Raw genomic sequence first — 12321 nt, forward strand, 5'->3', positions numbered from 1 at the left:
GGTAATGCCAGCGGCCCTGCGCCCAGACGTAGGTAATGTCGCCACACCACACTTGGTTCGGGAGCCCGACATCGAACTCACGGTTCAGCAGGTTCGGGATGTCGGGCCGCTCAACCGTGACCTGTTTGTAGGCATGAGAGCCCGGTTGCTTGCTGACGAGGCCCAGCTCACGCATCAGGCTACGCACCTTAAAACGACCGATCATCACGCCGCCCTCGCGCATCATGCCCATGATGCTGCGGCTGCCCGCAGCCCCGCGGCTTTCACTGAAAAACTGGTTAACCTGACTGCGGAGAGTTACACGACGAGCATCAACTCGATGACGCCGAGCGCGGTAGTCGTAGAAGCACGAACGCGGCACATCGAACGCTGAACAGACCATTTCCACGGGCTCCTGCTCACTCAACTGGTCTATCAGCGCGTACGTTCGAGTTCGTCCGCCATCAAGAGAGCAGTAGCCTTTTTTAGGATCGCTTTCTCCCGCTCCAGCCGGTTGATCCTGGCTTCCAACTCCTGGATCTTCTGCTGCTCGGGAGTCAGCGCCTTGCCCTGCGGCGTGATGCCACTGCGCTCATCCTGAAGCTGTTTGATCCATCGACGCAGTGCCGACTCCACCACCCCCAAGGACTGGCAGGCCTCCACCACGGTATACCCCTGATCCAGAACCAGAGTTGCGGCTTCGCGCTTGAACTCGGTTGAGAATGTACGTCGCTGTCTACTCATCGAACACCTCTCTAATGGCGATGATTTTCGCCTAAATCGGTGTCCGGGATCAGTAGACCACTACAGTCCGGGATCAGTAGACCACTACATTCAGACCTTCCTTAGGAGGGGGCGAAAGGACTCTAGTGGGGCCGTAGTGGTCTCAATGCAGGAATTAGAGTAGGGAGTTCGGTAGGGGCCTCTCAGTCGCCGAGGTTTATTCATCATTCCTATCTAGTTGCGATCCGTTCACGTTGTCGCGAGACAGGTTTTGTTGATCGCGGTCATCTGTCTGTCGTGTTAGTAGGCAGGTAGCGCGGCTACTCAGCAATGTTCCGGCCTGGAAGTAACCCATCACCGTTGGGATCGAGCGGTGCTCGGTCATCGCCATCACTTCGCCGAGCGGAACGCCCTGGCGTCCAGCTTCGGTAACAAAGCCAGAGCGTAGGCTATGCGCGGCCCAGTCGCCGTCTAACCCGGCCAACTGCGCGCGGCGCTGCACAATCCTCGCCACCTGGTCACCCGACAAACCCGCGGCTCCGACGCGGCCCCCCCGATAAACCCGCCGAAACAGTGGACCGGTGCTGGCCGGCGCCGCCGCCAGCCAGGCCGCGAGTGCCTGTGCCGCGGGCCCGCGCAACGGTTTTTCCCGGCGCACGCCCCCGGTCTCGGTCTTAGTGATGCCCAGGGCGTAGAGCCAGGTGTCGGCATCCAACTGGCGGACATCGCCCACTTGCAGCCCGACCACCTCCGAGCGCCGGCGTCCGCCACCGCTCCAAGCCAAGAGGAGGAGCGCGCGGTCGCGCATGCCGCGCATGCCATCGCTACAGGTGGCGAGCATCGCCTCCAGCGGTTCGCGCACTGCCGCGGACTTCTTGCGCACGCTGACACCCTGGCGGGTCTGGGCCTTACGCGCCTCGCGCAGCAGCGTCTTCACCGTGGTTGCCTCGGTCGGGCTCGGCCAGTCCTTCAGGGTATGCCACTTGGCGAGCACCGCTAGGCGATGGCGTACCGTGTTGTAACTCAGGGCGCCGAGTTTGGCCTTGACCCCGACGTCGACCAGCGCGGCATCCAACGCCGGAGGTAGCAGGTACTGCCAGCCGCCCGCCTCGGGGCGTGCCAGGTGATCGAGGATGAACTGCGCCACCACCGTGTCCGCCAGCGGCCCCGCCTCCAAGGTATGACCGTAGCGCAATTGCAGCCAGGCGGCCCAGTAGGCGAGGGCGCTGCGGTAGCTGCGCACAGTGTTGGCGGCGGTGCCGGCGGCGACGAAGGCGGCCGCGGCGGCGCGGGCTTCGGCATCAAGGCGATCGATGGCCAGCAGGCTGCTGTTGCTGCAATGGAGTAGTGGCGTATTATTCATTACGTTCAACGTATTCTAATTATGGTTTTTGGTAGATAATGTCGGATAACATTTGTTTATCAGACCTAATCTAGCAGGAGGCAGGGGATGGCGGTAGGCGTACCGGAAACTGAGGTGTTCGCCGCGGCGGACGCGGTCTTGGCGCGCGGCGAACGGCCCACCGTGGAGCGGGTGCGCCTGGAGTTGGGGCGCGGCAGCCCAGCGCGGGTCGGCGCCCTGCTGGATCAGTGGTGGGACCAGCTGGCTCAGCGCCTGCGTGGTGAGTCCCGCTTGCCGGCGTTGCCGGCGGAGGTGGCGCAGGCCTTTGTCGAGGTGTGGCAGCACGCGACGACATTGGCTCAGGCCGTAGTTGAGCAATCGGTCGCTGGCCAACGCCAGGCGTTGGCTGAAGAGCGCGAGCAACTGGCAGCAATCGAAGAGCTGACGCGTCAGGACGCGGTGCAGGCCCGCCAGCAAACCGCCGCGGCACTGGCGGCACGGCAGGCGGCCGAAACTCGGCTGGCCGACCTTGAACATTTGCTGACCCAGCGCCTGGCGCAGATCGACGATCTGCAGCAGCAGCGCGGCGAGCTGCAACAGGCGCGCAATGCCCTGCAGCATCAGCTGCAGGTGCTGCAGGCCGAGCTGCACGAGGCCCAGCGGAAGGCTGAGAAAGAGCGGATGGCGCAGGAAACATACGTGCGCGGTGTTGAAGAGCGCGCGCACCGCGAAATCGACCGTGCGCGGGAGGAGAGCAAGGCTCGCCAAGCCGAGCGCCATGCACTGCAACGCCAGTTCGACGAACTGCAGCAGCGCATGGAGCGGGCCCGGAGCGCCTTGAGCGAGGCTCAGCGCGAGGCGGCCGCACAACAAGCGCGTGCCGAGCTGGCAGCGGAGCAGGGTGATCAGCAGCGGCAAGCCCTGGAGGCCCGGCTGCACGCCGCGCAGCAAGCGCACGACGCGGTGCGGCATACGGCCGTGGCCCAACAGGCACGGGCCGACACGCTGGAGCAGCAGTTGGCTCAACAGCGGGCATCGAACCGGCGCAAGTCCACAACCAAGAAAGCGTAATTCGTCCGCGTTACGAATGGGGAGGCGCCTAGGTCAACTATACCGTATCGGTGCCCCGCTATCCGAATCACGACAAGACATTACACGGGTATGAGTCCCCCCTGAGCCAAGTATGTGGTTGTGTGGCGCGAATTCTTCACCTTGGCAGGACCCCATCCCTTAAACTGAGCAGCCCATATCCACACGCGTGTTGCGCAGCATGCTGAAACTGAAGATGTATCCGGCGAACAACGGCGATGCATTCCTGATCAATGCCAACGGCAATCACTTGTTGGTAGATGCAGGGTATGCAAGCACCTATACCGGCTACATCGCTCAGGATCTAGCTGAGCTATCACGCGCGGGCGAGCGACTCAGTCTGGTAGTGTGCACCCATATCGACGCCGATCACATCGGTGGGCTTCTGGCGTTTTTTTCGGCAAATGGCGGGCCGGGCAGTCGATGCATTGAAGTCGACGCCGTCTGGCATAACAGCCTGCGCTCCTTACCATGCCCGACTACCGGGCCTGGCCTGATTGAAGATGCAAGGGTACTCGAAGCCATCAGGCGACGTGGCTTCCCCATACCTGCCGAGCAAGTGGCCGATCCGATCAGCGCTCGTCAGGGCAGCTCTTTGGCCAAGCTGATCAAGAGCCAAGGTTACCACTGGAATTTTGGTGACGGATCCCGCTGCATAGACCAGCGCTGTGCCGCACTCGAATTGCCGAACGCGGTACAGCTTGAGGTGCTTGGCCCTAGCGTCGACCGGCTTGAAAGCCTTCGAACCCTATGGCTCCAGGAAATGCGGAAACTGGGCTATCGAGGCGCGGGGCAGGGTAGCGATCTTGTGGACGATGCCTACGAGATGTGGTGTGCCCATACTGCTCAACAGCCAGCTTCTCCCAGCGCTCAACCGATTGCTGCAAACAAGGATCTCCCGCTGGCCGAGGTGTATTCAGCCGACACGCGAATTGCCAATGGTAGTTCCATTGCGCTTTTGCTTACGGCAGGGCAGTCAAGCGTTCTCTTGTTAGGCGACGCCTGGGCCGAAGACATGGTTCATGAGCTTAAGCAACGGCAGGCAGACGCAGGGATACAGCTGTTTGACGCCATCAAAGTCTCCCACCACGGCAGTCTTCACAACACCAGTGTGGAGCTGCTCGCGCTGGTGGACGCCCCCTGCTTTTTGATTTCCACTAATGGCACCCAGCATGGTCATCCAGATTTTGCAGTACTGGCCGCCATTGTCGACCGGCCCGGACCCTTCGAGCGCAAGATCTATTTCAACTACGAAACCGCAGCCTCGCGGAGGTTGCGTACTTACTCATCGAAATCCGGCGCGCGCTTCAGCGTACACGTGGTTGAAGGTGAATGGATTCAACTGGGAGAGGCCCAGCCGTGACTGATGAAGCAGTCAAACAAGCCACATGTATGATTAGCGGCGCCGGCGATGCAGGTACAGGCTGGCTCATCGCGCCCACGCTCGTGCTGACGGCGCTTCATTGTGTCAAGACTACTGCGGCGGCGGACGGCACCCTCACTGCACGCTTCGGGGCAGGAGCCGCAGCGACTGAGTTCACTGTGGTTATTGACGCGCAGGACGACGCCCTCGACGTATGCCTGCTCCGCCTTCCCGCCTCCTTAGACGTTGACCCTATAGCGATAGATCCCAGCCTACCCCGAGTGGGCGAGAACTGGTCTGCGTTTGGCTATCCGACGAGCAAGCTGGATCTCGGTCATTCCCTCAACGGCGAAGTCCAGCAGGTACTGAGCGACTTGGTCTACGGTGTGGACCTCGATCTCTCGGTCGCGCCAGGAACCCATCTCTCCAGTTATCACGGCCTATCAGGCGGAGCCCTGATGGTTGGCCGCGTTTGCCGTGGCATGCTGCGGTTGAGTGTTGACACTTCGCTCGCGGCGCTGAGCATTGACAAGTTGCGACCGTTCCTAGAAGTCAATGGCGTGCTTCCTAAGACTCCCGTCGAAACTGAGCAAAGCGCGCCGTATGGTGCTCGCCCGGAATTTGACGAGCTGTTTGAAAGCCGTCTGATGAGCGTGAGCGGCGGGTACCTCCTGATAGAAGGGGCGCATGGTATTGGCAAGTCGACCTACTGCAGGCGGTTTGCACCTCAAGCCCACCCACTCGAAGTACTGGGGGTGTATGCGCTGTCGGAGCGTGGCCGAGGGATCACGCCTGCGCATCAGGCTCAACCGGAAGTGTTCTTTGACTGGGTCAACTCATTGTGGTCGATGCAAGTGAGCGGCAAGCCGGCCAGGTTGCGTGAGCTGTCATACCCTGAACTTATTCAGCAGACCCATGAGACACTCCGGGACCTAGCCAACCGGCGCGCTGCTGCTGGCAAGGTCGGGGTACTGTTTATCGATGGTTTGAACGAAGCGGTCGGCGTAAGCATGGACAGTCTTCAGCGCTTTGTAGGCCTGCTGCCATTGGCCTTGCCTCGTGGGCTTGTGATCGTGCTTACCGGCGTGGGCTTGGATGCGCATGCCAGTGCTTTCGGCCCACTGCTACAGGCGGCAGGGCGCCTGACCCTTCCGGCCCTTGAACACGATAGTCAGCGCGAGTTGTGCGTCGAATTGCTCGAGCGGAGCGTGGCCACGTCAAACCTGGTAACTCTGCTGTGTGAGCGGGCCATGGGCCACCCGCTGTACCTCCGCTATCTGGCTGATTTGGTAAACGGTGGCGCTAGCGGAGCGGATATCGCTCAATTGCCCGCATTCAGTGGTTCCATTCAGGACTACTACGAGACGCTGTGGGGGCAATTACTGCCGGACCAAGACGCGGTCAATCTGCTGGGCATCATTGCTCGGCTCCGTTGGGGCATCTCAACAACAGACCTGACGGTCATGCTGCTGCCAACCGAGAGTGCGGTCTACGTATCCACGCTGGCCCGGATCCAGCATCTCCTCGCTCAGCCGGGTAGCACCGAGATCTATCATCCATCCTTTTCGGAGTTCGTTGCACATAAAACCTCGGCCGTGAACCACCTACTGCAGGAGCGGTTGGCGACTTTCTGCTCCACTTCGGAAAGTGGCGACTACGGGCAGCTAAACAGGGTCTATCACGGTCTGCTGGGCGGAGCACAGTCGCAACTGCGGGCCATTCAGGAGTGTCAGCAAACCTGGGTGGACACCTCCGTTATGCTCGGGGCAGAACCGGATGTGCTCCTGGGTGACATCGATAAGACACTTGCCGCTGCGACATGTATCGGTACGGCCACTGATATGGTCCGCTTGCTGCTCCTATCGCAACGCTTGACCTTTCGCTACGACACCCTTTTTACACAATCGGCCGAACGGGTCGCGCTGGCACTGCTGGCGCTCGGCAAAACCGATGAAGCCCTGCGGCATGTCATTCGCAACGGTCGCCTCATTGTCAACCCGCACGAAGCCTTCACCGTCGTCCACGCACTGACGCGTATGGGCTGCCAGGAACGAGCCAGGCTCCTCCTGGAGAAAGTTCAGCTCTCGCTTGATGCAGTTTTTGAACAGTGGCAATCCGAGGGTAGCATCGAGACTGATCTGCTCCTTGAGACCGTCCTGCAGCGCTTGCACGGTTTCGCTTTGGAGATAGCAGCGGATGGGCAGCCGCCAGTGGAGGGCTTCCTTGGCGCGGTGGTGCGGGGGATCGTGCGCGCCCCTAACAGCCCGTTCTCCGCCGACAGGCAAAACGAAGTTGTGCTCCGGCTCACTGGCACCGTGAGCGGTGCGCTGCTTTGCCTGAGTGGACAGTACAGGTCCGTCGCGCAGCTCAATCTTCCCAATGCAGATCCTGAGCAGATCCTGCATGCACTGCTCCACACGCTGGTCCACGCCGAAATGAACTCGCGGCTGTATGGCGTTCGCCTGCCCCAGGACAAAATCGACTTGCTGCTGGAAGACTTGGAAGAGGCCAGCAATGCGCTCCAGACGCCCAAGGACCTTAATTTCAGCATTGTCGATACCCTGATTGAGACGGGTGCAACTCGGCAGTTGGTACAAAAGTGCGCGGCGGACATCGTGCAGACTAACCCAACGCTGACACTCTATAAGGCCAACCGCGCCGATCCCGATATCGAGGGTTTTCACGAGTCGTACCGGCAGCTGCGCGCCAGGTACTTCCTCGATGAAACCCTGCCGCGGCCGGTGGTCCAACCGGTCGCACCACACAACTGGGAAGGCCCCCTGCGCTCGATCGCTGCGGCCACCGCGTGGGCCGACGGAGCCGCGCGCAGAGCAAAGGCTGCCGCGGATCACGCCACAGTCGATCAGGTGTGGTCGTTCGTGGCTAACGTCATTTTCCCGTCCTGTGCCTTCCCGCTGGCATCTCGGATCCGCTGGCAGCGCGCCTACACTATCCCGGAAACCATCATCCCAGGGCTATACCTGCGCATAGCAAAACTGATGCTGGACTGCTTCCCTCGGCAGGCAGGGAGGCTCATCCAGATGCTGGATGAGGCGTTTGACCAACAGTTCGGCCTCTACAATGAAGGCTTTCGCCAGACATTAGCAGCCGTTACGGAGCAGTTCGTCACCTCAGAGCTGGAGGATGAAACGGCTGATGCGCTGTTCAACCTGGTCATCCGCTGGCGAGACTATGTCGAGGCCAATGTCGAGAACAGGTATGAGCTCATCCCCGAGCTCCTGTGCATTGTCCCACTGCTCGTGCGATTGGACGCGACAGAAGAGGCTTTCACCACCTATCAGCAGGCCCTGCGTTTTTCGATGGGCCCGAGTTGGTACAAGGAAGACCAGCTCTCCCTGATGTCAAGCACACTCGAATCGCTTCCCATTGAGGCGCCGGTAGCAATGGCATCGCTGGCGCAGATCGCTGCTTACCTGGAACGAGCAAGCGGGGAGATGACGTTTCAGCGCTATGTGCGGGCAGACAAGGGCATCTTCATCGCTCAGCTCTGTCGGCGCTCGCTGTACGCTGACGCCATTCAATATTTCCAGCACCAGTCTTGCGGGTCATTGCCGCAGCTATTGGCGCAGGCTGCGGCCGGCAATCTGGACCGGGTTTCACAGTTAGTTGGCATGCGCTTCCCTGGCGGCGCGCTGGAGGAGCAGGCGGCACTGCTCGCCTTGCTTCGCCAAGTGCCGAGTGAGACTGACTGGCGACTTCGCTGGGCGCTGCTTGAGGTGTACCAGCATGGGGATGAACGCCACTTGGGAGCTTGGGGCCTGGAGTACGCCCTCATCATCACCGCCCTGGCAGATTACGCTGACGATATGGCTTGGGCGAAGCGGCGAATCCGCAGCATTGTTCAAAGCATGCACGCCGAATGGGGGTGGATGCTGTTGAGAGAGCTGGTGCCTTCCTTGCCTGCAGCTATCAGAGCTGACTTTGCCCGCTTACTGGAAGAGGCCGAGGCCCGCATTGGGCAGGACCGCCTTGAGCAACTCGCCTCCATGTATGGCTTTAACACCGCGCAGCGTCGGACGACCGAGAGTGAACCGGTCAATCCTGACACTCAACAGGATCAAGCAGATGCCCATGCGGAAATGCTCTACCGTCCCGGTCTGTTTGGCAAACTGTCGGTCGATGAGGAGGCCCGAAGAGATCTTGAGGCGGCGCGCTCGCTCTTGCGGCGGCGTAATTCGTCTGCGGCGGTCAGCGCGTGTGTTGACATCCTGCGTAAACTGCAAGCAGGAGGCTGGTCCATCTGGGAAAAAGCCCATACAGGTACTCCGGCAGAGCGTTTGATCGAAGCAGAGGTTCAGGACGGAAACGCGTTGGCGCGGCTCTATGGCCCGCTGATACTGGAAGAGCGTCATGCACAACGCTGGTGGATCGCCTCCCACCTCATCGACGTGGTCGCCAACAAGATTGACTCCGCGCAGCAGACCGCAATACTTGGTATCGCCGTCGAGCATGTCGGGCAAATGGTGGGGGACGCGCCGACTGCCGCGTTCGACTACCTCGACGGCTCAGCGATGGATGCCGCGGAAGCGCTTTTTGAACTGTTGCTCTGGACGCTTGATCATCCTGCCTGGGAGCGCCGCGACAGTGGCGCGGCTATGTTGCTGTGGCTGGCCACGAGTGACGACACCTGGTTTGCCCACGTGGTGAGACTGGCGTTCTCCATGGTACCGCGCAACCGGGCGGACATCGCTGCAGCCGTGCTCGACGTGCTGTCCTGCCGCAATCCGGTCTCGTTGTGGCAGCGCTTAGCACCACACATCGTTATCGCGGATGTGTTAGCAGAGTGTCGTCATGTGGCGCGATTCGCCACCCTCCTGCGCATTGCCCAACGGGCGAGTGAGCAGGGCTGCGCTGCGGCGGCTGGCGTTGTGTTGGCAATGCGCTCCAAGTGCGCCGACAGACTTGAACCAATCCCCAGACAGTCCCCAGAAGTGCCTGATTTCTTCCCGCAAGAGCTCCATCAGCTCTGGCATGCTCTGGCAGAGTTCGGTGTCCTCACGGAGGCGTCAAGGCTGCAGATTGGGACAGTGCTAGCCGAAACCTGTTTGCCCCTTACGGTTAAGGTGGCACAGCAACTGGAAGTCAAGGTCGCGCAGAGCTTTCGAGAGCCCGATCATCTTTCGACTGATCGTTGGGCGGGCAAACTGCGCTATGCCCTGAATACTGCGCTGTTTCGTCCGATGCCCGTGGACAGGCTTTTCGATATAGAGGCGAAGCTCCGTACCTACAACCCGAGCACCATTCCAACGCCCCAAGACGGTAACAGGTTGCTCGCCGACCTCGTGGCTGCGCTGGAGCATGGCAACGAGCAGGACTATCGGCCCTCCTGCGATGACCTAGTGTTTTTGGATCTCCAGTGCTTTGTGGAGTTGGAGAGGGAAATGGCGTTCGTTGAGCTCATCTCGCATTTGGTACCGCCCGATCCTAGGCAGGCACCGTATCCCTCGCGCTATGGATTCAAATCAACTGAACTTCCGCCTGATGAGACTGACCAGCAGATGGCGATCAGTGTCAGAGCTCAGCCTGGCGTAGCTTTCTTTGCCTCGCTCAGTCCGGCGGTGCCGACACACCGATTCACACAACTCATCCGGGGAAGCCCCTCGGCAACCATCAGATATCACTGGCGGGATGGCAGTAGCGTTTCGAGCAGCGACGCCAGTCGTCGATACGAAGCGGCCTTGCTCGCAGTACACCGGGGAGCGCTTACTCTCCCGCCGGGCTGGAGAATCACCTGGGCGCTGTGCGTCAACGGGGTTGTGCGGGCAGTTCTGAATAGTTTGTAAAGAGGCTACTAGCTACTAGATGATGAGTTATTATGAAATACCGATGACACGGGCCGATTTCGAAGAGCGAATGGGCTATTCGGCGGAACAGCTCCGCATGGGGCTCATGCATTTTGCCAAGGGACTAAGGGGCCCTGAAAGCCTCTTGAAGGTAAGGTGTTTGCCTAATGGCAGAATCGATTTGCTTAGCATCGACGAATCAGCCCGCTTGCACGCTAACATGGTGCACCAGATGCGGAGCTTCACCCCGCCTCTAGCTGACGAGGAAACCTGATAGCGAGCGCCATCGCTCCCGCCTCAACGCATGTAGCAGAATCTACCTTCGTTCGTCCTGAAAGAGGCAAACTCGCTGCAAACCCAGTATTACTCGCGGAGGACGGATCCACACGTGATTGCAGGCAGATCGACCACATCTAGGTGCGCCCGGGGTAGGGCATGAAGCTGTGCCTGCCCTGCAGCATGGGCGGTCGCGACAACCAGGGACAGGCTTACCCGGAGCCAGCCTACGTCGCCTGGATCAGCACATTATCTGCGCGATCGGGTCAGGCAAGCGCATCCGCTCTGGCTGCTGGGCACCGTGGTGCTGCGCGAAATTCGCGAGCGCGGCTACCAGGGCGGCGTTTCTAAGCTGCGCGCCGGGCTGGCCAGGCTCAAACCGGCCAGGCCCGACGATGGGCCGGTGGTACGCTTCGAGACCGAGCCCGGCAAGCAGATGCAGGCCGACTTCGTGGTCTTCCGCCGCACCAAATCACCGCTGTCGGCCCTCTTCGCCACGCTGGGCTACAGCCGGATGACCTACGTCCACTTCGTGTCGTACGAGTCGTTCGACTCGGTTCACAACTCCCTGTTCGACGAGATCGGCTACCTGCCGTTCGGTCGCGAGGAGACCAACCTGTTCTTCCATGTCGTCGCCAAACGCTACGAGAAGGGCTCGATGATCCTGACCTCAAACCTGCCATTCACCCAGTGGGCCGAGGCATTCAGCGGCGATGCCACGTTGACGGCGGCCATGCTGGATCGGCTGCTGCACCACGCCCACATCCTGTCTCCGCATTGAGCTGGTCGCACTGGCCATATCGGCAATGGTTTCCGAGTATGACCGCTCGCCAAAAGTGGGGACCAGCCTGGATCGCCGAAGCATCAACGAAAGCGGGTTCGCATTTCCTCAATGGATAACAGCTCGGAGACCGGGACAGTGCCTACACGATCACACGCAATGCGCTCGATGCGGAGATCCTCCAGCTCATCGAGAAGTTTTTGGTAGGCCTGGACGCTAAGGGTGACGGTTTCTTGTTTGGACTGGTCAGACATGGCTGCACTCCCTGTTGGCCCCAGCGAGGCGGCCCTCAGGCTCCATCGTTTTGCCATGGCCAAGAGCTGCCTTTATGAAGTGGCGTTGGTTGTCTGAAACACCGCCACCCAACCGTAGGGCCTCTTCCGTGAGTTTCGCGATCCTGGCGTGCTTGTCAGAGACTTTCTTGTACTTCATGCCTGCCTCATCCAAGGTTGTGTCCCGAGAAGTTAAGTGTCACTGAGTGATCACAGCCCCTCAAGCTCAATGTGGTGCCATTGCCGGCTCAATTTCCCAGGAGCTGGCGACAGTAACTTGGAGGCCACGCCGTCCTCCGCTTCGGGCGGATGCCGGCTGAAGTACACGCACGGCTGCTTTCCCATTGTGGGGAGCACGGGGCGCTCAGGGCGTCAGGGGATCGAAAGCCGCTGCCGCCAAGGGCGTGCAGCCAGGCGTTGACTGGCTGCCAGATTGCCACCGAAACAGCTGCGGCACAGAGGTTTGTTCAGGTCGTCGTAACGAATCGGATAGCCGTCTTGGTCAAGCAAGTCGCCGCCAGCAGCCTTGAGGAGGGCATGGCCGGCGACCACGTCGTGCGGAGATACAGGGTAGAGCGAAACCCCCGCGATGCCGTCGCCGGCGGCCACCCGGGCGAGGCGGTAGGCGATGCTGGGCATTGCGCTGAAGCCCGCCGGTGAACAGAGTTCGGCATTCAGCTCCGGTTTTGAGT

Annotated in this window: 7 protein-coding genes and 2 pseudogenes; 5 read left to right on the forward strand and 4 right to left on the reverse strand. The window is 60.6% G+C overall.

The genetic code is table 11. The features are described from left to right. Together NA637_RS22455 and NA637_RS22460 are read right to left on the reverse strand one after the other, a co-directional pair. A pseudogene (locus NA637_RS22455) lies at nucleotides 1-723 on the reverse strand (IS3 family transposase); the annotation flags it as partial. A gap of 196 nt (nucleotides 724-919) precedes the next feature. After that, nucleotides 920-2065 carry a site-specific integrase gene (locus NA637_RS22460; RefSeq protein ID WP_108233605.1) on the reverse strand — a complete coding sequence of 382 codons (1146 nt, stop codon included), beginning with the start codon at nucleotides 2063-2065 and terminating at the stop codon, nucleotides 920-922. Nucleotides 2066-2152: 87 nt separating this feature from the next. On the opposite strand from NA637_RS22460, the gene NA637_RS22465 reads away from it, so the two are divergent. From NA637_RS22465 to NA637_RS22480, 5 genes and pseudogenes are all read left to right on the forward strand, one after another. Beyond that, on the forward strand, nucleotides 2153-3115 hold the full coding sequence (locus NA637_RS22465) for a DNA-binding protein (RefSeq protein WP_256074740.1): 963 nt from the start codon (nucleotides 2153-2155) through the stop codon (nucleotides 3113-3115). Nucleotides 3116-3314: 199 nt separating this feature from the next. Beyond that, a complete protein-coding gene (gene avs1a, locus NA637_RS22470) occupies nucleotides 3315-4496 on the forward strand; it encodes an AVAST type 1 anti-phage system MBL fold metallo-hydrolase Avs1a (RefSeq protein WP_256074741.1) in 1182 nt (393 codons plus the stop codon). Further along, complete coding sequence (gene avs1b, locus NA637_RS22475; protein WP_256074743.1) at nucleotides 4493-10300, forward strand: AVAST type 1 anti-phage system protease Avs1b; 5808 nt, start codon at nucleotides 4493-4495, stop codon at nucleotides 10298-10300. Before avs1a ends, avs1b begins: the two co-directional genes overlap by 4 nt. A gap of 43 nt (nucleotides 10301-10343) precedes the next feature. Beyond that, the gene (gene avs1c / locus NA637_RS25775) at nucleotides 10344-10574 is read left to right on the forward strand and encodes an AVAST type 1 anti-phage system protein Avs1c (protein ID WP_423836758.1); all 231 of its coding nucleotides are present in this window, start codon (nucleotides 10344-10346) and stop codon (nucleotides 10572-10574) included. Between the two features lie 570 nt (nucleotides 10575-11144). Beyond that, nucleotides 11145-11345 (forward strand): annotated as a pseudogene (locus tag NA637_RS22480) (ATP-binding protein); the annotation flags it as partial. Nucleotides 11346-11440: 95 nt separating this feature from the next. Here NA637_RS22480 and NA637_RS22485 read toward each other — a convergent pair. Both NA637_RS22485 and NA637_RS22490 read right to left on the reverse strand, forming a co-directional pair. Further along, a complete protein-coding gene (locus NA637_RS22485; protein WP_256074744.1) occupies nucleotides 11441-11611 on the reverse strand; it encodes a hypothetical protein in 171 nt (56 codons plus the stop codon). A gap of 390 nt (nucleotides 11612-12001) precedes the next feature. Continuing rightward, nucleotides 12002-12321 (reverse strand): inositol monophosphatase family protein (locus NA637_RS22490; protein ID WP_336605511.1); only part of this gene is annotated, 320 nt, incomplete at its 5' end.

This window comes from Stutzerimonas stutzeri (genome assembly GCF_024448935.1).
Lineage (GTDB): Bacteria > Pseudomonadota > Gammaproteobacteria > Pseudomonadales > Pseudomonadaceae > Stutzerimonas > Stutzerimonas stutzeri_AO.